The sequence below is a fragment of the Streptomyces sp. NPDC111606 genome (genome assembly GCF_055656945.1).
The window spans coordinates 295,245-315,938 of sequence record NZ_JBVKBY010000007.1 but is presented as its reverse complement, the minus strand read 5'-3'; the positions used below and the strand labels follow the sequence as shown (position 1 = coordinate 315,938).

The window sequence follows — 20,694 nt, the reverse complement described above, 5'->3', positions numbered from 1 at the left end:
GGGCACCCCCACCAAGTGAAGGAGTGGACCCCGTGCGTGGCGATACGCCGTTTACGCCCCGTCAGCCCGAAGTGACCGGCAGGACCGAGCCCTTGTACTTGTCCTCGATGAACTTCTTCACCTCGGACGAGGCGAGGAGCTTCGCGAGCTTCTCGACCCGGGGGTCGTGCTCGTTGCCCTTCTTCACGGCCAGCAGGTTGGCGTAGGGGTTGCCCTTCGCCGACTCCAGGAGGATGGCGTCCTCGGTGGGGCTGAGGCCGGCGTCCTGCGCGTAGTTGTTGTTGATCACCGCCACGGCCACGTCGTCGAGCGAGCGGGGCAGCTGGGCGGGTTCCAGCTCCTGGAACTTCAGGTGCCGGGGGTTGGCGGCGATGTCCGCCGGGGACGCGTCCGTGCCCGCGCCCTCCTTGAGCGTGATGACGCCCTTGGAGGCGAGCAGCTTCAGGGCGCGGCCCTCGTTGGTGGTGTCGTTCGGCACGGCGACGGTGGCTCCGTCGGCGAGCTTCGTGACGTCGGTGACCTTGTTCGAGTAGACGCCCATGGGCGGCAGATAGGCCTTGACCACCGGGACCAGGTCGGTCCCCTTGGACTTGTTGAACTCGTCCAGGTAGGGCTCGTTCTGGTAGAGGTTCGCGTCCAGCGAGCCTTCCTGGAGGGCGGTGTTCGGCAGGACGTAGTCCGTGAACTCCCTGATCTCCAGCTTCAGCCCGGCCTTCGCGGCGAGATCGTCCTTGACGTAGGTCAGGACCTCGCCGGCCGGGACGGCGGTGGCGCCGACGACCAGGGTGTCGTCGGCACCGCCGCCGGAGCCCGAGCCGCAGGCGGTGAGGCCGACGGTGAGGGACCCCGCGAGCGCGGCCGTGAGCAGTACAGGACGTCGGCGCTTCACGATGCTCATCAGAAGGCCGCGACGACCGCGCCGTCGTACTTGTCCTCGATGAACTTCTTCACCTCGGGCGAGGTGAGCAGCTTCGCGAGCTTCTGCACGCGCGGGTCGTCCTCGTTGCCCTTCTTCACCGCGAGGAAGTTGCCGTACGGGTTGTCCTTGGGCGACTCGGCGGCGATGGCGTCCTCGGCCGGGCTGAGGTCGGCCTCCAGCGCGTAGTTGCCGTTGATGACGGCGGCGTCGACGTCGCCGAGGGAGCGCGGCAGCTGGGCCGCCTCCAACTCCTTGAAGTTCAGGTTCCTGGGGTTGGAGGCGACGTCCTTGGGGGTCGCGTCGTAGCCGACGCCGGCCTTCAGCTTGATGACGCCGTTTGCTTCCAGGAGCTTGAGCGCGCGGGCCTCGTTGGTGGTGTCGTTCGGCAGGGCGACCGTGGCGCCCTTCTTGAGGTCCGTGAGCTTCTTGACGCCCTGGGAGTACACCCCGAGCGGCTCCAGGTGCACGGTGGCGTTCGGCACGGCGACGATGTCGGTGCCGTTCTTCTTGTTGAAGTCGTCCAGGTACGGCTGGTGCTGGAAGTAGTTGGCGTCAACCTCACCCTGCTGGACGGCCGTGTTCGGCGTCACGTAGTCGGTGAACTCCCGGACCTCGAGCTCGAGGCCCGCCTTCTCGGCGAGGTTTTCCTTGATGTAGGTGAGGATCTCGCCCTGCGGGGTCGGCGTGGCGGCGACCTTCAGCGGGGCGCTCGCGTCGGAACCGGAGTCCTTGTCCGAGCCGCAGGCGGAGAGCCCGAGGGTGAGGGCTCCGGCGGCGAGGACAGCAGTGGTGATCTTGGCGGTGTTACGCACGAAAAGTGCCTTTCCTTATGGGTGGTGCGACCCCGACTTGGGTGTTCGGGGAGTTCTGGGTGCCCGTCCGGGGGGTTCAGACGGTCTTGCTCGTGGCCGTGGAGGCCTTGAGCAGGCGGAGTTTGGGCGCCGCGCCGGAGTGGCCGCCCCGGCGGTGCAGGGAGCGGGCGGTGTAGTCGCCGGCGAACTGGATGAGGGAGATGACGACGGCGAGGATCCCGACGGTCAGCCACATCAGTTCGGTCTCGAAGCGCTGGTAGCCGTAGCGGATGGCGATGTCGCCGAGGCCGCCGGCGCCGACCGTGCCGGCCATGGCCGAGTAGCCGATGAGGGCGACGATCGTGGTCGTCGTGCTGGCGATGAGCGAGGGCAGGGACTCGGGTACGAGGACCTTGCGGACGACGGTCCAGGTGTTGCCGCCCATCGACTGCACGGCCTCGACGAGCCCGCCGTCCACTTCGCGGACAGCCGTCTCGACGAGGCGGGCGAAGAAGGGGATCGCCCCGATCGCGAGCGGCACGATGGCGGCCTCGCGGCCGATGGTCGTGCCGGTGATCGAGCGGGTGAAGCCCATCAGCGCGACCATCAGGATGATGAACGGCATCGAGCGGGCGACGTTCACGATCTGCCCGATGACCTTGTTGGCGACGACGTTCTGCAGCAGGCCGCCCTTGTCGGTGAGGACGAGCAGGATGCCGAGCGGGAGGCCGCCGACGACCGCGATGAGGGTGGACCAGCCGACCATGTAGAGGGTGTCCCAACACGCCTGCTCCAGCAGGGGCTGCATCTCCGACCAGGTCACTTGGCACCTTCCTTCACCAGCGCGGAGACGGGCTGCCGGGCCTCTTGGCCGACGACGTCGATCTGCAGGCCCTGTTCGCGCAGGAAGCCGATCGGCACGACGTTGTCCTCGTAGCGGCCGGGAAGTTCGATGCGCATCCGGCCGACCTGGAGCCCGCCGACGGTGTCGATGGCGGCGCCGAGGATCGAGATGTCGATGTTGTACGTGCGCGAGAGCTGCGAGATGACCGGCTGGGTGGCGGCCTCACCCTGGAAGGTCACGTCGACGACGGTGCGGTCGTCGGCGGATGCCTCGCCGCCCACGGGGAAGAGCGCGGAGGCCAGTTCGGAGCCGGGGGTCGCGAGCAGCTCGCTGACCGTGCCGGACTCCACGACACGGCCGTTCTCCATGAGTGCGGCCGAGTCGCAGATCGACTTCACGACGTCCATCTCGTGGGTGATGAGCAGGACGGTCAGGCCCAGCTGCCGGTTCAGGTCGCGCAGCAGCTGGAGGATGGAGCGGGTGGTCTCCGGGTCGAGGGCGCTGGTGGCCTCGTCGGAGAGCAGCACCTTGGGGTCGCCGGCCAGGGCGCGGGCGATGCCGACGCGCTGCTTCTGGCCGCCGGAGAGCTGGGCGGGATAGGCCTTGGCCTTGTCCGCGAGACCCACCAGGTCGAGCAGTTCGAGTGCCTTGCGGGAGCGGTCCTTGCCGGACGCGCCGAGGATTTCGAGCGGCAGCTCGACGTTGTCCTGGACCGTCCGCGAGGACAGCAGGTTGAAGTGCTGGAAGACCATGCCGATACGGCTGCGCGCCCGGCGCAGTTCCCGGCCGGCCCGGGGACCGCGTCCCGCCAGGGCCGTCAGGTCCTGCCCGGCGACGGACACCGTGCCGGCGGTGGGGCGCTCCAGCAGGTTGATGCAGCGGATGAGGGAGGACTTGCCGGCGCCGGACTGGCCGATGACGCCGTAGACCTCGCCTTCGCGGACGTGCAGGTCGACGCCGTCCAGGGCGGTGACCTCACGGCCGCGCGAGCGATAGACCTTGGTCAGGCCCGATGTGGTGATCACTGGGTTTCCGTCACTGTCGAGTGCACGGCGCATCGTGGGCACCGAACACGGGGCATTCGTGGTCGAAGGCGGCCGGAACGCAGCACGGTTTCCCGCGAACGCGGTGGAACCGGGGGCAGACGTGTGCGTGGGGCGCGGCTCAGTCACGTACGTGGGGCGTACGGGCGGACATGAGCGGGCTCTCGCTTCGGGGCGCGAGGCTCAGATGGTGCAGGGGCCCTCTAGAAGGCGCACATTCGACACATACAACGAGCACCGGGCGCAAGGGTCGCCTCGGTCGCAAGGGTGCGGCAGCTCGTCGTGGTCATGCGATCAGTAAACCAGACGTACGGTCCTTACCGACCGCCGCTGTCCGCATACTGGACAGCGGCGGACAGCTCTCAGCCGCGTACGGAGATCTCGACTCCGGTGTCGGTGACCAGGGCGGACAGGGCCGACAGGTCCTTCACCACGTAGTCGGCGTCGAGCTCGTGGGCCTGGTGGGTTGTGGTGAACGCCACGGTGGTCATTCCGGCGGCGCGACCGGCCGCCAGACCGGCGGGGGCGTCCTCGAAGACCACGCAGTGCGCGGGGTCGACGCCCAGCTGCCGGGCGGCGAGGAGGTAGGGCTCGGGGTCGGGCTTGCCGCGCGTGATGTCGTCGGCGGCGATCAGGGTCTTGGGCAGGATGCCGACGGCGTCGAGGCGGGCCTCGGCGAGGCGCCGGGTGGCGGAGGTGACGACCGCCCAGCGGTCGGCGGGCAGCGAGTCGAGGAAGTCCTTGGTGCCGGGCAGCAGGTGGACGCCGCCGTTGGGCACGTCCTCCACCTCCAGCGCCTCGATCCGCGCGAGGGCCTCCGGCACGACGTCGGCGGGCAGCAGGTCGGCGGCTATCTCCACGGCCGGCCGGCCGTGCAGCTCCACCCGCCCGAACTCCTCGGCCGTGATCCCGTACTCACCGGCCCACCTGGTCCAGCAGCGGTCCACTGAGTCGAGGGAGGAGACCAGGGTGCCGTCGTTGTCGAACAGGAGAGCGCGTGCGTGGATCGTCATGGTCTAGACCCTACGGGGCCGCCGGAGCTCGCCGGAGACGGCCTCGGGCGTCGATCAGTACGCGATCGTCGAGGTGCGTGAGCGGTGGGCTCGTCGCCGACGAACCGGCCTGCTGACCGCCGCCGGCCGACCGCCCGGGTCAGGCACCGGGGCCGGGCGCATCAGGCCTTTTGGCCCGTAATAGGCTCGCCACATGTTTGATGCCCTGACGCTGGTGACCGGGGTCGCCGCGCTGCTGCTCGCCGCGTGGTGCGGTTGGGCGGCGTACCGTGATCAGCCGACGAAGGACTGGCACTTCATCGGCATGGCCGTGGTGACGCTGCTGGCCCTGGTGCAGCTGGTGATCGGGATCGTGCTGCTGGCGCGGGGCGAGGAGCCGGAGCAGGGCACGACGATCTTCGTGGCCTATCTGCTGGGCTCGTTCGCGTGCATCCCGGCCGCCGGGTTCATGTCGCTGGCCGAGCGGAGCAAGTGGGGGTCGGTGACGGTCGCCGCGGGCGGCGTGGTGCTGGCCGTGCTCGAGGTGCGGCTCTATGACATCTGGGGAGGCTGAGGTGGCCGTGACGCAGGAGAAGCCCGGCAGGGCACGGCTGATCAGCGGGCCCGGGATCGTGCTGGTGTGGCTGTACGGCGTGATGGTGGTCGGCGCCGTGTCGCGGTCGGCGTACCAGATCGCGACCGAGTTCGACCGGGCGCCGCTCGCCTATTCGTTGTCGGCAGTGGCGGGCGTGGTGTACGGCTTCATCACGTACACGCTCGTACGCGGCGGCGAGACGGCCCGCAAGGCAGCGCGGATCTGCTGCGCGGCCGAACTGGTGGGCGTGCTGGTCGTAGGCACGTGGACCCTCGTCGAGCCGTCGGCGTTTCCCGACGCGACCGTGTGGTCCGACTTCGGCATGGGGTACTTGTTCATTCCCGTGCTCTTGCCGCTGTCCGCGCTGTATTGGCTGCGGAAGCGGGCGCCTCACGGGGATGCCGCCTGAGGTGTCAGGCGGCCGACTGCCCGTCGTGACCGGTCACGCTGTCGTTGCGTACGCGCCCGCCTGCTTCTCCAGGACGACCATCGGGACCCCGTCCGCCCCCTTCGACGTGCCCACCGCCTCGTAGCCCACCTTGCGGTACAGGCGCAGGTTGCCCTCGCTGCGGTGGCCGGCCTCCAGGCGGAACCTCTTGGCGCCGCGCTGTTCGGTCAGGTCGGCTTCCGCGGCGCGCAGGAGGCGGGCACCGATGCCGTGGCCCTGGAGGCGCGGGTGGACGCAGAGCTTGCCGATGGCCGCCGCGCCGTCCTCGGTGACGCTGCCGCGGACGGAGCCGACCACCTCCTCGCCGAGACGTGCCACAAAGACGCAGTCCGCGGCGACCTCCGCACGGACCGAGTCCAGTGTCTGGACGAGCGGGTCGATGCGGTAGTTGCCGTACAGCGCCGCCTCGCTCTGGAAGCACAGGTACTGCAGCCTGAAGATCTGCTCCGCGTCCTGCTCGGTCGCCGCCGAGATGGTCACGCTCATGCCCATGTGCGCACGCCTCCCGCTCACCTGATCGCCTGTCGTCCCTCACTCCTATCCCCGCGCTCCGCGGGCCGCAACCTCCGGCGTGAGCATTCGACGCAGACATCCCAGGCATCTGGAACGTTCCGGGCCGAGACTGCCCTGTGAGATACCCAACTCCCCCGCGATTTCCCGGTATGTCAGGTCGTTCGGGGAGAGCAGGGCCTCGACGAGACGGGGGCACCGGCCGGGGAGGCGGCGCACCGCGTCGCGCAGGGCGCGGTGGCGGGCGGCCGCGAGGGCGAGGTGCTCGGGGTCGTGGCGGTCGGTGTCGGCGGCGGGCTCGTGCTCGTACGGCCGTTCATGGCTTGTCGTACGGCGGCTTCGGCGGGCCTCGGCGCGGACCGCCCTGCGCAGCCAGCCCGGCGGGTCAACGGGCGGACCGTCGGAGTCGAGGCGTTCCAGGAGGCGGAGCCAGACCGCCTGTTCCAGGTCGCCCGGCTCCGCTCCGGAGGCAGGTGCCTCGGCAAAGGCCTCCGCGAGGAGCAGCGGGCGCAGGGCGGCAACCAGGTCGTCCGTCATATGCGGCACGACGCGGCCGCCCGGGCGCAGGGTTGCCCGGGCGGCCGACAGTCACCCCAACCGGGGCGCGGGTCTCAGCCGTTGACGAAGTCCTCGCGGGCCAGCAGGCCCGTGTCGGGGTTGTCGGTGAAGACGCCGTCGATGCCCGTCGCGAAGTACGTCCGGTAGGCGCCGAAGACGTCACCGTAGGCGTCCGCGTCGGTGCCCTTGCGGAAGCTCGTCGGCAGGAAGGGGTTCTCGTTGCGCATCGTGTAGGGGTGCAGGATCAGCCCGACCTTGTGCGCGTCGGCGACCAGCGTGGTGGGCTGGGTGAGGTTGCCGTTCGCGTCCTTCGGGATGACCAGGTCCAGGGTGGGGCCGATGCCCTGGGCGTAGGAGGCGATCTCCCTGAGGCCGGCCGGCTTGACCAGGTCGGCGACCGTGCGCGGGTCACCCGTCTCGACGAAGTCCCAGGGGCGGGTGGCCGCACCGGAGAGCAGGACGACCAGCGGGTTGTCGACGAGCTTGTTCAGCCGCTGGATGCTGGTCGGCTCGAAGGACTGGAGGATGACGGGCGAGTTCCGCCGGTCCTTGCCGTACTTGTGCAGCACCTTGGCGACCCGCTCCTCCAGGGCGAGGCCCTGCTTGCGGAAGTAGGTGGGGTGCTTGAGCTCGGGGTAGATCCAGACCTGCTTGCCGCGCTTGCGGCTCTGCTCGTCCTGCCACCTCAGGACCTCTTCGAAGGTGGGGATCTCCCAGCGGCCGTTGTAGAGGGTGTTGTGCGGGCGGTTGGCCGGGATGCGCTCGATCGCGCGCAGGGTCTTCAGCTCGGCGAGCGTGAAGTCCTCGGTGAACCAGCCGGTGGTGGCGACACCGTCGAGGGACTTCGTCTTCTTGCGGTCGGCGAACTCGGGATGGTTCGCGACGTCGGTCGTGCCGCCGATCTCCGGCTCGTGCCGGCAGACGAGGTGGCCGTCCTTGGTGGGCACCAGGTCGCCCGCCTCGATGATGTCGGCGCCCATGTCGAGGGCCAGCTGGTAGGAGCCGAGGGTGTGCTCGGGCCGGTAGCCGCTGGCACCACGGTGGCCGATGATCGTCGGCTTGGGCAGGCTCTTCAGGCCGCCGCCCGAGCCGCCATGCCGTGCCTCGGCCGCTCTCGCCGTACCGGACAGCCCGAGGACCGCTCCGCCCGCGCCGAGCACAGCCGCGCCGAGAAGCATCCGCCGTCCGGTGACGCCCGTCTGCTCGTTCTCCTGGGTTCCCATGAGGGCCCTCCTGACCGTCCGCCCATTTCAGTGCGGGCCGATCGTAGGTGCGTGTCCATGACGGATGGGAGACCTGCGGCGGAACTCGCGGGTGATGCTGAATGTCGTACCGGAACGGTGAGGTGACGGCCCGTCGGAATGCCTACGGCTGTCCGGGGAACGCGTCCGGTAGGCCCTCGGGGCGATGTCCGTCACATCATGGCGAACGCGTTACGTGCCGTTCTCGGCGTGCCACCGCAGGTAAACGTGCGTCAACAGTGCGTAAGGCGTAGGTGAAGTCGGCCCACCCGATGTGCGGGACCCGGGGAACCGCGAGTATCGTCCTCACCTGCACAGACTTATACCGAATCCCTTGACACCGGAGGGCCCGTTGTCCCGCTTCGCGCTCATCAAGGCAGTGCTCGGACCGATCATGCGCCTGATGTTCCGCCCACAGGTGGAGGGCGCGGAGCACATCCCGGGCGACGGTCCGGTCATCCTGGCCGGCAACCACCTCACGTTCATCGACTCGATGATCCTGCCGCTGGTCTGCGACCGTCAGGTCCTGTTCATCGGCAAGGACGAGTACGTCACCGGCAAGGGGCTCAAGGGCAGGCTGATGGCCTGGTTCTTCACCGGCGTCGGCATGATCCCCGTCGACCGTGACGGCGGCCGTGGCGGCGTGGCCGCGCTGATGACCGGGCGCCGGATCCTGGAGGAGGGCAATGTCTTCGGGATCTACCCCGAGGGCACGCGCTCTCCCGACGGACGGCTGTACCGGGGGCGCACCGGCATCGCGCGCCTGACGCTGATGACCGGCGCGCCGGTCGTCCCGTTCGCGATGATCGGCACGGACAAGATCCAGCCGGGTGGGGCGGGGATGCCCCGGCCGCGCAAGGTCACGGTCCGCTTCGGCGAGGCGATGGAGTTCTCGCGGTACGAGGGGATGGACCGGGACCGGTACGTGCTGCGCGCGGTGACCGACTCCGTGATGGCGGAGGTCATGCGGCTGTCCGGGCAGGAGTACGTGGACATGTACGCGAGCAAGGCCAAGGAAGCGGCGTAGCTCCGCTGGTTCGGCGGGCCGGGGGTCGAGGGGGCCGCGGGTCGTTCTCGGGGTGCGGGTCCGATGTGGCTGGTCGCGCAGTTCCCCGCGCCCCTGAAGGGACGACGACGCCAGGCACATCCGTGGTACGGCGGCCCGGACACCGAGGAGGCCGCGGGTCGTTCTCGGAGTGCGGGTCCGATGTGGCTGGTCGCGCAGTTCCCCGCGCCCCTGAAGGGACGACGACGCCAGGCACATCCGAGGTACGGCGGCCCGAACACCGAGGAGGCCGCGGACTGCCTTCGGATGCGCGCCCGTGCGGTGGAGCCGTGATTCAGACACAGCCCCGCGCCCTGAAGGGCGCGGGGAAGGTCGGTCGCTCAAGGCCTCAGGCGGCGTTGTCCAGCCGCTGGCCGCGGAGCAGGAACCACGCTGCCACCGCCGCAGCGAGCAGTACGGCCGCTCCGGCTCCCGCCGCGAGGGCGAGACCGTCGACGAAGGAACTCCGGGCGGCGTCCAGCATCACCTCGGACGTCTGCGCCGGCATTCCCGCCGCCGCTTCCACCGCACCACCCAGTGACTCGTGCGCCTCCGTCGGAGTGCCCGCCGGACCCGTGAAGTCGCGGTAGACGCCCGTCACGATCGAGCCCAGCACCGCGATACCCAGAGCGGCACCCAACTCGTACGCCGTCTCCGACACCGCCGACGCCGCGCCCGCCTGCTCCTTCGGAACGCTGGAGAGGATCACGTCCGACGTCACCGTGAAGGAGAAGCCCGCGCCGACGCCGACCACCAGCAGGGCGGCGCCCAGCAGCGGGTAGCCGGTCGAACGGTCGATGACCGTGAGTGCGGCCAGGGCGAGGCCGATGGCCGCGAGGCCGCCGGAGACGACGGCCCGTACCGAGTAGCGGCGGGCCACGCGACCGGCGATCAGGCCGGCGACGACCGCGCCGATCGCGGCGGGCAGCTCGGCGAGGCCCGCCTCGAACGGGCCCCTGCCCTGTACGAGTTGCAGGAACTGGGAGAGGAAGAACACCAGGCCGGACAGGCCGAGGATGGTCAGCAGGTCGGCCAGCACCGCGCCGCTGAAGCCGCGGTGACGGAACAGTCGCATGTCCAGCAGCGGGGCGGGCAGGGTGAGCTGGCGGCGCACGAAGCCGTACAGCGCGGCGGCGCCCAGCAGGCCCGCGGCGACCATCACCCAGGTGAAGCCGACCGCGGCCGCCTCCTTGACGGCGTACACGACACCGATCATGCCGACGAGGGACAGGACGACGCTGATCATGTCCCACGGACCGGGGTTCGGGTTGCGCGACTCGGGCAGCAGCTTGATGCCGACGACCACGAGGACGGCCATCACGGGCAGGTTGATCAGGAAGACCGAGCCCCACCAGAAGTGTTCGAGCAGGAAGCCACCGACGATCGGGCCGACGGCCGTACCGGCGGAGGCGGTCGCGCCCCAGATGCCGATGGCGAGGCTGCGTTCGCGCGGGTCGTGGAAGAGGTTGCGGATCAGGGCGAGCGTGGCCGGCATCAGCGTGGCGCCGGCGACACCGAGCAGGGCCCGGGCGACGATCATCATCTCCGGCGTCGTCGCATAGGCGTTGAGCACGGACACCGCGCCGAACGCCGTTGCGCCGACGAGCAGGATCCGCTTGCGGCCTATTCGGTCGCCGAGGCTGCCCATCGACACCAGCAGGCCTGCGATGACGAAGGAGTAGACGTCGCCTATCCACAGCAGCTGGGTGCCGGAAGGCTTCAGGTCCTCGCTGATGTAGGGGGTCGCGAGGCCGAGGACGGTCGCGTCCACGGCCACCAGCAGCACGGCGAGGACGAGGACGGACAGCGCGAGCCAACGGCCGGGGCGCTTGGTCACCGCCTCGGTCTTGGTCGCCGACTGCAGGGTGCTGGTCATGATTCCTCTCTTCTGAGCGCGCCGCCGAGCAACAGCTCGACGATCATGTGGTGGAAGTCGTTGGGCGCGACCTTGCCGCTCTGCACGACCCAGGCGCCGGAGGCGAGCAGGCCGAACAGAGCCTCGGTGAGCCACGTGGGTGTGAGGTCGATCCGGAACTCGCCGTTGTCCTGTCCGCGCCGGAACAGCGCGGCGATACGGCCGTCGATCCGCGACCAGCCCTCGTTCACCTCCTCGCCCTCGAACAGCTGGTTCTCGGTGTAGAGGAAGGCGAGGAGCCCGGCTGCGGGCTCGATCCCGCGGACGAGACGTCGTACGGCGTCACCGGCCGGCCCCTCGTCCAGCCGCGCCGAGTCCACCGCGGCCTCGCACTCCGCGATGCCGAGCGACTCCAGCGCCCGGACGAGCGCGTCGCGCCCGGCGAACTGCCGGTGCAGTGTGGCGCGGCTGATCCCGGCGGCCTTGGCGACCTCGTCCATGGTCGCGGTGGATTTGCGGGTCAGCAGTGCGGCAGCACTGCGGAGTACGTGGTCACGATCGACGGCCATGAGACAACCATAACCCATGTGAGACATCATTGTCTCATTCAAGGCATGCGAAGCTCATGGCCGCCTGCTCGCAGAGGGTCTCAGTGCCAGGGCAGCTGCCCGCGCCGCTCCCAGTACGCGCCCGGCTCCTCCACCAGCGCGGCCAGCTTCTCCAGCTGACCGTCGTCGAGATCCACGACGGCGGCGTGCAGATTGGACGCGAGCTGTACGGTCGTCGCGGCTCCGGAGAGGACCACGCCGGCCCAGGGTCGGCGCAGGATCAGCGCCAGGGCGACGGCGTCACACCCGAGGGACGTCTCCTCGGCCACGGCCTTCAGCGCGTCGGGCGCATACGGGTCCGCGAGCCGCCCGTTGGCCATGCCCTCCTTGACGATCACTGTGAGCCCGGCGTCATGGGCCTCGGCGAGGGCGGGTTCGGCCGAGGTCTCCAGGGCGTTGTACGTCGACTGGACGGTACGGAAGAGCGGCTCGCCGTCGACCGTCACGGCGAGGGCGGCGCGGATCGCCTCGGCCTGGGCGGGGCCGCTGGTGGAGAAGCCGACGGTGAGGCCCTGGGCGGCGGCTTCGGCCAGCCTGGCGTGCAGGTCCTTGTCGGTGAGGGCAGGGCTGTCCGGGGTCACCGAATGGATCTGGTAGAGGTCGAGCCGGTTGCCGAGGAGGGCGTCGGTCTCGGCGCGCTGCCGTTCGTACGTCTCGAGGCCGTGGTCCTTGACCTCGTGCTGCTCGGCGTCGGTGGTCCAGTCGGCGGTGTACGTGTAGCCCCATTTGCTGCCCACGACGATGTCGTCGAATGCGGGACGGGCGTTCAGCCAGTCGGCCAGGAACTCCTCGGAACGGCCGTAGGAGCGGGCCGCGTCGAAGTAGCGGACGCCCTGGGCGTAGGCGGCGTCGAGAAGTTCGTGGGTGCGGGTGCGCAGCGCCTCGGCACTGCGGTTCTCCCCAAGGTCGGTCTCTCTGCCGAGGTTGATGTAGCCGGGGCGGCCGACGGCGGCGAGGCCCAGTCCGATGTGGCAGGTGGGGGTTGTTGCTGTGGCCAGTCGGGCGAAGGGCATCGCGGGCTCCGTTCGGTCGGGTCCGGTACGGCTTCCGAACAACGTAACCCGCGATGACGCTGCACTTGCTGAACGGGGCGCCCAGGAGCTCGGGTGGTGCGGCTCCTGGGCGGGTGCGGAGTCGTCGTGGCCTGTCGCGCCCGCACGGCGGAGCCGCAAATCGATACGGCCCCGCCCCTTCAGGGTGTCCTCTACCGCTTGTCTTTGGCCGTCGCCCACTCGTGCTGGGCCGCCACGTCCTGCTTCACCTCGGCCAGCTGGATCGCCACCGCGCTCGGGGCGGTGCCCCCACGGCCGTTCCTGGAAGCCAGGGCGCCCGGCACGTTCAGCACCGAGCGCACGTCCGGTGTGAGGTGGGCGGAGATCTTCGCGAACTGGTCGTCCGTCAGGCCGTCGAGTTCCTTGCCCTCGGCCTCGGCGACCTTGACGCACTCGCCGGCGACCTCGTGGGCGACGCGGAACGGGACGCCCTGCTTGACCAGCCACTCGGCGATGTCCGTGGCGAGGGAGAAGCCGGCCGGAGCCAGTTCCTCCATGCGCTCGCGGTTGACGGTGAGGGTGGCCATCATGCCGGTGAAGGCGGGGAGCAGGACCTCCAGCTGGTCGCAGGAGTCGAAGACGGGCTCCTTGTCCTCCTGGAGGTCGCGGTTGTAGGCGAGGGGCAGGGCCTTGAGCGTGGCCAGCAGACCCGTCAGGTTGCCGATCAGGCGGCCGCTCTTGCCGCGCGCCAGCTCCGCGATGTCCGGGTTCTTCTTCTGCGGCATGATCGACGAGCCCGTGGAGAACGCGTCGTGCAGGGTCACGAAGGAGAACTCCTTCGTGTTCCAGATGATGATCTCCTCGGCGATCCGGGAGAGGTTCACGCCGATCATCGCGGTGATGAAGGCGAACTCGGCGACGAAGTCACGGGAGGCCGTGCCGTCGATCGAGTTGGCGGAGGACCCGTGCTCGAAGCCGAGGTCCTTCGCCACCGCCTCCGGGTCCAGGCCGAGGGACGAGCCCGCCAGGGCGCCCGAGCCGTACGGCGAGACCGCCGTCCGCTCGTCCCACTGGCGCAGCCGCTCGGCGTCCCGGGACAGGGACTGGACGTGGGCCAGCACGTGGTGGGCGAAGAGCACCGGCTGGGCGTGCTGCAGGTGGGTGCGGCCGGGCATCGCCACGTCGGGGTGGGCCTCGGCGAGGCCGACCAGAGCGTCCTGGAGATCGGCGATCAGGCCGCCGACGATGCGGGCGTGGTCGCGCAGATACATCCGGAACAGCGTCGCCACCTGGTCGTTCCTCGACCGGCCGGCGCGCAGCTTGCCGCCCAGGTCCGGGCCGAGGCGCTCCAGCAGGCCGCGCTCCAGGGCGGTGTGGACGTCCTCGTCGGCGATCGTGCCCACGAAGGAGCCGTCGGCCACGTCCGCCTCGAGCTGGTCCAGCCCGGCGATCATCCGCGTCAGCTCGTCCTGCGTGAGCAGCCCCGCCTTGTGCAGCACGCGCGCGTGGGCACGCGAACCGGCGATGTCGTACGGCGCCAGCCGCCAGTCGAAGTGGACGGATGCGGACAGCTTGGCCAGTGCCTCGGCGGGACCGTCGGCGAAACGGCCGCCCCAGAGCCGGACGTCACCGCTGTTGCTGCTCACTTGCGTTGCTCCTAGGGAGGGTTGGTCGGCGTTGCGCCGGGTCGACGTCAGGCTATGCCCGCGACGGACGCTGAGCGGGAATGCTCGACGACAGGCTGTTGCATGAGTATGCAGAGCCCTGCATGATTCGTCAATCCCGGTCGGCGTGGGCGGGAATTTTGGCCGCCCGTTGAACGCGGGAAACCGCTTACCCGTACCTCTCGCCGAACGCAGGCGCCGCGTTTGTAAAGAAGAAGACACCCCCGAACCCGAGTGAGGCATCCGCATGTCCAGGGCTCTTCCGAAGTACAACAAGCGTCGCGTCGCGTTCGTCGGCGGCGCCGCCGCGGTGGCGCTGTCCGGCACGGTGATCGCCGGTTTCGCCCTGGCCGGGGAGACGACATCGTCCTCGAAGAGCGCCGGCACGAACGCCCGGACGCTGGCCGGCCCCGGCACCATCTCGTGCCCGGACGTGACCGGTGAGCTGCCCGCGGTCCCGGCGTCCGCGCAGGCCGAGGTCGACCGCAACCTCGCCCAGCTCCAGACCCAGATCCAGGAAGCCAACCAGCGCCTCGTCGACACCGTCGGCCAGGGCGGCCCCAACTTCGTCCAGAACGCCATCCTCGGCCCCCTCGAGGACAAGCGCGTCGCCGCCCTCAACCGCATCGAGACCGCCATCGGCCGCACGGCCGCGAAACCCGAGGGGCTGGAGGCATTCGCCGCCTGCACGCTCAACGCCGAGGGCGGTGCGGGCGCGGGCGAGGAGGCCGGCGCCGGTGCGGAAGCGGGCGCAGGCGAGGACGCCGGGGCGGGCGCGGAGGCCGGCGCCGGCGACGAGGCCGGGGCCACCCCGGGCGGTGCCGCCACGGAGGAGGCCGGCGGTGCTGCGGGCGAGGAGGGCGGCGGTGCCGCGGGCGAGGCAGGGGCCGCCGGCGTCGGCACGATCAGCTGCCCGGACGTGACCGGCGAGCTGCCCGCGGTCCCGGCATCGGCGCAGGCCGAGGTCGACCGCAACCTCGCCCAGCTCCAGACCCAGATCCAGGAAGCCAACCAGCGCCTCGTCGACACCGTCGGCCAGGGCGGCCCCAACTTCGTCCAGAACGCCATCCTCGGCCCCCTCGAGGACAAGCGCGTCGCCGCCCTCAACCGCATCGAGACCGCCATCGGCCGCACGGCCGCAAAGCCCGAGGGGCTGGAGGCATTCGCCGCCTGCACACTCACCCGCTGACGTGACAGGCAGCCATGGCCGCCCCGTTGGCACGCCGGCCGGGGCGGCCATGGTGACTTCAAATGGACCCCGCAATTCCTTAGACAGGCGAACGACCCGCGTCCATACTCGGTTGACGTGGGAAAAACTTACGAACGCATAGACGGCAGGCTGCGGACCTTCATCGAGGAGCAGCCCCTCTTCTTCACCGCGACCGCTCCGCTGTCCGGCGACGGCACGGTCAACCTCTCCCCCAAGGGGCTCAAGGGTTCCTTCGCGATCCTCGACGAACTGACCGTCGCCTACCTCGACTTCGCCGGCTCCAACGCCGAGACCGTCGCGCATCTGCGGGAGAACGGGCGGATCACCCTGATGTGGTGCGCCTTCCAGGGCCCGCCGAACATCGTCCGTGTCCACGGCCGCGGTGACGCCGTCTTCCGCGACGACCCGCGGTTCAAGGAGCTGCTCGGGCACTTTCCCGACATCGACCCGTCCCTGCACGGGCTGCGCGCCATCATCGTGGTCCGGGCCGACGTCATTCGCGACTCTTGCGGGTACGCGGTGCCCCTGATGACGTACGACGAGGACCGCGACCTGCACGGCAAGCGGTTCGCGCGGGAGGACGACGACTCGCTGAGCGCGTACTTCAGCAAGAAGGAGTACATCGCGACCAGCCTGGATGGCCTACCCGGGCTGCCGTTGCCGCTCCCGCCCTCTAGCGTCTGAGCCATGCGCCCCGGTGCCGTAGCCCTCGCGTCCGCGTCCCTCCTCGTGCTCGGCGCCGCCCCCGGCGCCGGAACGCCGAAACCGCTGCCCGCACGCATGGCCGACACCGGTGGCGGCACCCAGCTGATCACCGCCGTGGCGCCGAGGAAGGGCTCGACGTCGGGCACGCTCACCTGGTGGGACCGGGTCGGCGGGACGTGGGTGCAGGCCGGTTCGGCGCCGGCCCGTTTCGGGGCGAAGGGGCTCGTCGAGGGGACCGGCCGCAAGCAGGGCACGAACACGACACCGACGGGGCTGTACGGGCTGCCGTACGCCTTCGGCATCAAGGCGGCGCCGCGCGGCACGGCGTACAAGTACCGGCGGGTGCACCAGGACTCCTGGTGGTGCCAGGACAACGACTCCCGCGCCTACAACCGCTGGAGCGAACCGCTGGCCCGCGACTGCCGTGCCGCCGAGTCCGAGCACCTGGTCTCCTACGGCGCGCTGTACGCCCACGCGCTCGTCATCGCCTTCAACTACGAGCGCCCCGTGAAGGGCCGCGGCGCCGGCATCTTCCTCCATGTGAAGGGGCGCACGGCGACGGCCGGTTGTGTGTCGGTGTCCGAGGCGGCCATGAAGCGGATCCTCAAGTGGGCCGATCCGGGACGGAAGCCGCACATCGCGATCGGGACGGCGAGCGGGGCCACGGCGATCACCCGTTACTGAGAAAGCACCACTGAACACACCGACCTCCCCGCACGTACCTCTGGGCCAAGGGACCACGCCCATCACCACCCCCTTGCTCCCGTCCCCGGAGGAACCGTGACCACCACGCTCGCAGGCGGCCGTGCCGCTCGCCGCCAGACGATGCGCCGCATCCGCCCGCGCCGCTCCCCGGCCGTCCCTCTGGTGATCGCCCTATGGGCGGGCGCGGCGGCGGTGCTGTGGTTGTGGTGGGACAACACGCCGTCCCTCGCGGACAACACGGCCAAGATCATCGCCGCGGGCCGGATCACCGGCCTGCTCGCCGGCTACCTGATGGCGCTCGTGGTGCTCCAGATGGCCCGGGTGCCCGCGCTGGAGCGACGCGTGGGCTCGGACCGGGTCGCGCGCTGGCACGCGATGAGCGGGCGCTACACCATCTGTCTGGTCATCGCGCACGTCTTCCTCATCATGTGGGGATACGCGCTCCAGGCCGGCAAGACGCTCGGCGACGTCGTCCAGCAGACGATCGACTCGGTCAACACGCTGCCGGACATGGGCAAGGCGGCGATCGGCACGGGGCTGCTGTTCTTCATCGCGTTCATCTCGATCGGGGGCATCCGCCGCCGCATCCCGTACGACACCTGGTACCACGTGCACCTGCTGACGTACGCGGCGGTGTTCCTGACGTTCTGGCACCAGATCTCCACCGGCAACGAGTTCGCCGTCGAGCCGACCGCGAAGACCTTCTGGTACGGGCTGTACGGCGTGGTCACCGCGCTGGTGGTCTGGTACCGGATCCTCACGCCGATCCGCCTCAACGTGCGGCACCGGATGTACATCGAGGCGGTCATCGAGGAGACGCCGGGCATCGTGTCCGTGCTGATCGGCGGGCGCAAGCTGCACCGGATCGGGGCGGAGGCCGGGCAGTTCTTCCGGTGGCGGTTCAAGGCGCCCGGGATGCGGTTCAGCTCCCACCCGTACTCGCTGTCGGCGGCGCCCCGCCCCGACATGCTGCGGATCACGGTCAAGGCGATCGGCGACCACACGTCGCGGCTGCGTGACCTGAAGCCCGGCACCAAGGTGTGGGCCGAGGGGCCGTACGGCGCGCTGACCGCCCAGCGACGCAGCCGCGGCAAGGTGCTGCTGGTCGCCGGCGGGGTCGGCATCACCCCGATGCGGGCCCTGTTCGAGACGCTGCCGGGCGCGTCCGGCGACATCACCCTGCTCTACCGGGCCAACAGCACCCAGGACCTGGCGCTGTGGGACGAGCTCTCCAAGATCGCCGACGAGCGGGGTGCCCGGCTGATGTACGCGGTCAACAGCCCGGACGGGGAGCGGCCCGACATCTCGGCCGAGCGGTTGCAGCAGAAGCTGCCCGACATCGACCAGCACGACGTGTTCATGTGCGGGCCGGCCGGCTTCGCGCAGTCCGTCTACGAAGCACTACGCGGCGCGGGTGTGCCCGCCCGCCGCATCCATCACGAGTCGTTCGAGATGTGAGCGACGGGACTTCGAGACTTCAAGACTTCAGGAGCTGTAGAAGCCATGAGGAAGAGTCACCCGATCCGCCGCGTTGTGCTGGCCGGCGCCGCCACCGTGTCCGGGATCGTGCTGCTGCTGTCGCTGAAGCCCGCGACCGACCCGGGCTCCGCGCAGGCGGCGGGCGTCGGCGCACCGCCGGCGGCCTCGGCCCAGGGCGGCGCCCAGGCGGCGTCCGGCACGGTCACCGGTGACGCGGCGCAGACCCAGTACGGGGCCGTGCAGGTGCGGCTGACCGTGGCCAACGGAAAGATCACCAAGGCCGAGGCGGTCCAGGCACCCAAGGGCGGCCAAAGCGACCAGATCACCGCGAACGCCGTACCCAAGCTCAACCAGGCGGTGGTCACCGCGCAGAGCGCGAACGTCGACGCCGTGTCCGGGGCGACGTACACCAGCGCCGGCTACAAGAAGTCCGTCCAGTCGGCGATCGACAAGGCGAACGCGAGCGCCGGCTCCCAGGGTTCGGGCGGCTCCGCCCAGGCCGCCACCGTCACCGGCGACGCCGTCCAGACCCAGTACGGCGCGGTCCAGGTCCGTGTCACGGTCGCCGGCGGGAAGATCACCAAGGCCGAGGCGGTCCAGGCACCCAAGGGCGGCCAAAGCGACCAGGTCACCGCCAACGCCGTACCCAAACTCAACCAAGCCGCCGTCGCCACCGGAACCGCCGACATCGACGCCGTCTCCGGTGCCACCTACACCAGTGCCGGCTACAAGGAATCCCTCCAGTCGGCCCTGGACAAGGCGCAGGCGAGCTCCGGCTCGTCGCAGGGCGCCGGCTCCGAGGGTTCGGGTGGCGGCGCCGCTCAGGCCCGCACGGTCACCGGCAGCGTCTCCCAGACCCAGTACGGCGCGGTCCAGGTCCGTGTCACGGTCGCCGGCGGGAAGATCACCAAGGCCGAAGCGGTCCAGGCACCCAAGGGCGGCCAAAGCGACCAGGTCACCGCCAACGCCGTACCCAAACTCAACCAAGCCGCCGTCGCCACCGGAACCGCCGACATCGACGCCGTCTCCGGAGCCACCTACACCAGTGCCGGCTACAAGGAATCCCTGCAGTCCGCTCTGGACCAGGCCGGTGGCTGACACGGTGGTGGAACCGACACAAGCTCCCGCCGCGGTGCGTCATGCGGAGGAGGTCATGGGGACGGTCTTCTCCTTCGACGTCCGCGGCGGGGACCCCGATGCCGTGCAGGCGGCGCTGGGAGAGGCGGTCGCCGGACTGCACCGGGTCGACGAGGTGTTCAGCACCTACCGCGACGACAGCCAGATCTCCCGGCTGGCGCGCGGTGAGCTGACCGTCGAGGAGTGTGATCCGGAGGTCGCCGCGGTGCTGGAGCTGGGCGCCGAGGCGGAACGGCTCAGCGAGGGCTGGTTCAGCACGAGGTACGAGGGCCGCCTCGACCCGACCGGCATCGTCAAGGGCTGGTCCGCCGAACGCGCGGCCCGCCACCTCGCCGGGGTCCCCGGCGTGACGGGCGTCAGCCTCAACGGCGGCGGCGACGTCCAGCTGCTGGGCGTGCCGGGCCCTCAGCGCCCCTGGCGGGTGGGCGTCTCCGACCCGCTCCGCCCCGGCGGCCTGGCAGCAGTCATCTCGGCCGCCGGCACGTCCGAACTGGCGGTCGCCACCTCCGGCACGGCAGAACGGGGCGACCACATCGTCGACCCCCGCACGGGCCGCTCAGCGGTGACGGACCTGGTGGCGGTGACGGTGGTGGCACCGAGCCTGACCTGGGCGGACTGCTGGGCGACGGCGGCGTTCGCGATGGGTTCGCGGCAGGGCCTGCGCTGGCTGGAGTCGCTGCCCGACGTGGAGGCCCTGCTGATCACGGCGGGCGACGAGGTGAGATGCACGGGAGGCCTCGCATCTCGACTCGGGTGAGTCGAGATGCCAGGGGGCGCGGGGGACCCACCGCCCCCGCTCAGTGGCCGTTCTGAGCCAACCTCAGCAAGTGATCGGCCAGGGCCTGACCCCCCGTGGGGTTCCGGCTGATCAGCATCAACGTATCGTCACCGGCGATCGTCCCCAGGATGTCCTGCAACTCGGCCTGATCGATGGCCGATGCCAGGAACTGCGCAGCCCCCGGAGGGGTACGCAGGACCACGAGATTCGCAGAGGCCTCCGCGGAGATGAGCAGCTCCTGCGACAACCGCCGCATCCGCTCCTCCTTCGCCGACTCCCCGAGCGGTGCCCGAGGGGTGCGAAAGCCCCCCTCGCTCGGCACCGCGTAGATCAGGTCACCGTCGTTGTTGCGGATCTTCACCGCGTTGAGCTCGTCCAGATCCCGGGAGAGCGTCGCCTGAGTGACGCTCAGCCCGTCGTCCGACAGCAGCTTCGCCAGCTGACTCTGCGAGCGCACGGGCTGCCGGTTGAGGATGTCCACGATCCGGCGGTGGCGTGCGGTGCGGGTCTGCGGCACGGCAGGCCCGACGGCCCCGTTCGCCTCGTTGTGCCCGTGGTCCTGCGCCTGACTCATC

General features: G+C 70.2%; 22 protein-coding genes. 9 read left to right on the top strand and 13 right to left on the bottom strand.

Going from position 1 to position 20,694, the window contains the following annotated elements:
* Window positions 1-61: 61 nt before the first annotated feature.
* The 5 genes from ACZ7M7_RS25845 to ACZ7M7_RS25825 form a co-directional block, all read right to left on the bottom strand.
* Window positions 62-889 carry a MetQ/NlpA family ABC transporter substrate-binding protein gene (locus tag ACZ7M7_RS25845; RefSeq protein WP_383607798.1) on the bottom strand — a complete coding sequence of 276 codons (828 nt, stop codon included), beginning with the start codon at window positions 887-889 and terminating at the stop codon, window positions 62-64.
* 8 nt (window positions 890-897) lie between these two features.
* Entirely contained in the window at window positions 898-1,731 is an 834-nt protein-coding gene (locus tag ACZ7M7_RS25840; RefSeq protein ID WP_383607796.1) for a MetQ/NlpA family ABC transporter substrate-binding protein, read from the bottom strand.
* A gap of 76 nt (window positions 1,732-1,807) precedes the next feature.
* Window positions 1,808-2,533, bottom strand: coding sequence for a methionine ABC transporter permease (locus tag ACZ7M7_RS25835; protein WP_427841930.1), 726 nt, complete (start codon window positions 2,531-2,533; stop codon window positions 1,808-1,810).
* A complete protein-coding gene (locus ACZ7M7_RS25830; protein ID WP_472120580.1) occupies window positions 2,530-3,579 on the bottom strand; it encodes a methionine ABC transporter ATP-binding protein in 1,050 nt (349 codons plus the stop codon). Before ACZ7M7_RS25830 ends, ACZ7M7_RS25835 begins: the two co-directional genes overlap by 4 nt.
* Window positions 3,580-3,959: 380 nt before the next feature.
* A complete protein-coding gene (locus ACZ7M7_RS25825; protein WP_383607790.1) occupies window positions 3,960-4,610 on the bottom strand; it encodes an HAD-IA family hydrolase in 651 nt (216 codons plus the stop codon).
* Between the two features lie 193 nt (window positions 4,611-4,803).
* Here ACZ7M7_RS25825 and ACZ7M7_RS25820 point away from each other — a divergent pair, with 193 nt between their 5' ends.
* Both ACZ7M7_RS25820 and ACZ7M7_RS25815 read left to right on the top strand, forming a co-directional pair.
* Entirely contained in the window at window positions 4,804-5,163 is a 360-nt protein-coding gene (locus tag ACZ7M7_RS25820) for a hypothetical protein (RefSeq protein ID WP_383607788.1), read from the top strand.
* Window positions 5,144-5,593: a hypothetical protein gene (locus tag ACZ7M7_RS25815; RefSeq protein ID WP_383607786.1), complete on the top strand. Its 450-nt coding sequence runs from the start codon at window positions 5,144-5,146 to the stop codon at window positions 5,591-5,593. Before ACZ7M7_RS25820 ends, ACZ7M7_RS25815 begins: the two co-directional genes overlap by 20 nt.
* Before the next feature lie 33 nt (window positions 5,594-5,626).
* On the opposite strand, the gene ACZ7M7_RS25810 is transcribed toward ACZ7M7_RS25815, so the two are convergent.
* From ACZ7M7_RS25810 to ACZ7M7_RS25800, 3 genes are all read right to left on the bottom strand, one after another.
* A complete protein-coding gene (locus ACZ7M7_RS25810) occupies window positions 5,627-6,124 on the bottom strand; it encodes a GNAT family N-acetyltransferase (RefSeq protein ID WP_427842280.1) in 498 nt (165 codons plus the stop codon).
* 45 nt (window positions 6,125-6,169) lie between these two features.
* Complete coding sequence (locus tag ACZ7M7_RS25805) at window positions 6,170-6,679, bottom strand: sigma-70 family RNA polymerase sigma factor (RefSeq protein ID WP_472120577.1); 510 nt, start codon at window positions 6,677-6,679, stop codon at window positions 6,170-6,172.
* A gap of 74 nt (window positions 6,680-6,753) precedes the next feature.
* The gene (locus tag ACZ7M7_RS25800; protein WP_383607780.1) at window positions 6,754-7,923 is read right to left on the bottom strand and encodes a glycerophosphodiester phosphodiesterase; all 1,170 of its coding nucleotides are present in this window, start codon (window positions 7,921-7,923) and stop codon (window positions 6,754-6,756) included.
* A gap of 370 nt (window positions 7,924-8,293) precedes the next feature.
* On the opposite strand from ACZ7M7_RS25800, the gene ACZ7M7_RS25795 reads away from it, so the two are divergent.
* Window positions 8,294-8,968 carry a lysophospholipid acyltransferase family protein gene (locus ACZ7M7_RS25795; RefSeq protein WP_362381384.1) on the top strand — a complete coding sequence of 225 codons (675 nt, stop codon included), beginning with the start codon at window positions 8,294-8,296 and terminating at the stop codon, window positions 8,966-8,968.
* Window positions 8,969-9,335: 367 nt separating this feature from the next.
* Here the strand turns inward: ACZ7M7_RS25795 and ACZ7M7_RS25790 are convergent, their stop codons facing one another.
* From ACZ7M7_RS25790 to argH, 4 genes are all read right to left on the bottom strand, one after another.
* The gene (locus ACZ7M7_RS25790) at window positions 9,336-10,862 is read right to left on the bottom strand and encodes an MFS transporter (RefSeq protein WP_472120575.1); all 1,527 of its coding nucleotides are present in this window, start codon (window positions 10,860-10,862) and stop codon (window positions 9,336-9,338) included.
* Window positions 10,859-11,410: a TetR/AcrR family transcriptional regulator gene (locus tag ACZ7M7_RS25785; RefSeq protein WP_383607776.1), complete on the bottom strand. Its 552-nt coding sequence runs from the start codon at window positions 11,408-11,410 to the stop codon at window positions 10,859-10,861. Before ACZ7M7_RS25785 ends, ACZ7M7_RS25790 begins: the two co-directional genes overlap by 4 nt.
* 80 nt (window positions 11,411-11,490) lie before the next feature.
* Window positions 11,491-12,462, bottom strand: coding sequence for an aldo/keto reductase (locus tag ACZ7M7_RS25780; protein ID WP_383607774.1), 972 nt, complete (start codon window positions 12,460-12,462; stop codon window positions 11,491-11,493).
* Between the two features lie 191 nt (window positions 12,463-12,653).
* Complete coding sequence (gene argH / locus ACZ7M7_RS25775) at window positions 12,654-14,087, bottom strand: argininosuccinate lyase (protein ID WP_451171572.1); 1,434 nt, start codon at window positions 14,085-14,087, stop codon at window positions 12,654-12,656.
* Window positions 14,088-14,352: 265 nt separating this feature from the next.
* Between argH and ACZ7M7_RS25770 the strand changes: the two genes are divergently transcribed.
* The 6 genes from ACZ7M7_RS25770 to ACZ7M7_RS25745 all read left to right on the top strand — a co-directional run bounded on the left by ACZ7M7_RS25770 (window position 14,353) and on the right by ACZ7M7_RS25745 (window position 20,098).
* Window positions 14,353-15,294 carry a hypothetical protein gene (locus tag ACZ7M7_RS25770; RefSeq protein WP_472120572.1) on the top strand — a complete coding sequence of 314 codons (942 nt, stop codon included), beginning with the start codon at window positions 14,353-14,355 and terminating at the stop codon, window positions 15,292-15,294.
* Between the two features lie 117 nt (window positions 15,295-15,411).
* Complete coding sequence (locus tag ACZ7M7_RS25765) at window positions 15,412-15,999, top strand: pyridoxamine 5'-phosphate oxidase family protein (protein ID WP_362381115.1); 588 nt, start codon at window positions 15,412-15,414, stop codon at window positions 15,997-15,999.
* Between the two features lie 3 nt (window positions 16,000-16,002).
* The gene (locus tag ACZ7M7_RS25760) at window positions 16,003-16,704 is read left to right on the top strand and encodes a L,D-transpeptidase family protein (RefSeq protein WP_472120570.1); all 702 of its coding nucleotides are present in this window, start codon (window positions 16,003-16,005) and stop codon (window positions 16,702-16,704) included.
* Window positions 16,705-16,800: 96 nt separating this feature from the next.
* Window positions 16,801-18,183: a ferredoxin reductase family protein gene (locus ACZ7M7_RS25755; RefSeq protein ID WP_472120568.1), complete on the top strand. Its 1,383-nt coding sequence runs from the start codon at window positions 16,801-16,803 to the stop codon at window positions 18,181-18,183.
* A gap of 45 nt (window positions 18,184-18,228) precedes the next feature.
* Window positions 18,229-19,302 (top strand): FMN-binding protein, encoded by a 1,074-nt coding sequence (locus ACZ7M7_RS25750; RefSeq protein ID WP_472120566.1) that lies wholly within the window; start codon window positions 18,229-18,231, stop codon window positions 19,300-19,302.
* A gap of 55 nt (window positions 19,303-19,357) precedes the next feature.
* A complete protein-coding gene (locus tag ACZ7M7_RS25745; RefSeq protein WP_472120564.1) occupies window positions 19,358-20,098 on the top strand; it encodes an FAD:protein FMN transferase in 741 nt (246 codons plus the stop codon).
* A 40-nt stretch (window positions 20,099-20,138) separates the two neighbouring features.
* Here the strand turns inward: ACZ7M7_RS25745 and ACZ7M7_RS25740 are convergent, their stop codons facing one another.
* The gene (locus ACZ7M7_RS25740) at window positions 20,139-20,693 is read right to left on the bottom strand and encodes an arginine repressor (protein ID WP_383607760.1); all 555 of its coding nucleotides are present in this window, start codon (window positions 20,691-20,693) and stop codon (window positions 20,139-20,141) included.
* Between the last annotated feature and the right edge of the window lies 1 nt (window position 20,694).

Excerpts from the sequence above, each read along its gene's own strand:
- ACZ7M7_RS25740 (WP_383607760.1), bottom strand. The coding sequence starts at position 20,693 with ATGAGTCAGGCGCAGGACCACGGGCACAACGAGGCGAACGGGGCCGTC.
- ACZ7M7_RS25780 (WP_383607774.1), bottom strand. The coding sequence starts at position 12,462 with ATGCCCTTCGCCCGACTGGCCACAGCAACAACCCCCACCTGCCACATC.
- ACZ7M7_RS25770 (WP_472120572.1), top strand. The coding sequence starts at position 14,353 with ATGTCCAGGGCTCTTCCGAAGTACAACAAGCGTCGCGTCGCGTTCGTC.
- ACZ7M7_RS25805 (WP_472120577.1), bottom strand. The coding sequence starts at position 6,679 with ATGACGGACGACCTGGTTGCCGCCCTGCGCCCGCTGCTCCTCGCGGAG.
- ACZ7M7_RS25745 (WP_472120564.1), top strand. The coding sequence starts at position 19,358 with ATGGGGACGGTCTTCTCCTTCGACGTCCGCGGCGGGGACCCCGATGCC.
- ACZ7M7_RS25810 (WP_427842280.1), bottom strand. The coding sequence starts at position 6,124 with ATGGGCATGAGCGTGACCATCTCGGCGGCGACCGAGCAGGACGCGGAG.
- ACZ7M7_RS25790 (WP_472120575.1), bottom strand. The coding sequence starts at position 10,862 with ATGACCAGCACCCTGCAGTCGGCGACCAAGACCGAGGCGGTGACCAAG.
- ACZ7M7_RS25785 (WP_383607776.1), bottom strand. The coding sequence starts at position 11,410 with ATGGCCGTCGATCGTGACCACGTACTCCGCAGTGCTGCCGCACTGCTG.
- ACZ7M7_RS25760 (WP_472120570.1), top strand. The coding sequence starts at position 16,003 with ATGCGCCCCGGTGCCGTAGCCCTCGCGTCCGCGTCCCTCCTCGTGCTC.
- ACZ7M7_RS25750 (WP_472120566.1), top strand. The coding sequence starts at position 18,229 with ATGAGGAAGAGTCACCCGATCCGCCGCGTTGTGCTGGCCGGCGCCGCC.
- ACZ7M7_RS25800 (WP_383607780.1), bottom strand. The coding sequence starts at position 7,923 with ATGGGAACCCAGGAGAACGAGCAGACGGGCGTCACCGGACGGCGGATG.
- ACZ7M7_RS25820 (WP_383607788.1), top strand. The coding sequence starts at position 4,804 with ATGTTTGATGCCCTGACGCTGGTGACCGGGGTCGCCGCGCTGCTGCTC.
- ACZ7M7_RS25825 (WP_383607790.1), bottom strand. The coding sequence starts at position 4,610 with ATGACGATCCACGCACGCGCTCTCCTGTTCGACAACGACGGCACCCTG.
- ACZ7M7_RS25815 (WP_383607786.1), top strand. The coding sequence starts at position 5,144 with ATGACATCTGGGGAGGCTGAGGTGGCCGTGACGCAGGAGAAGCCCGGC.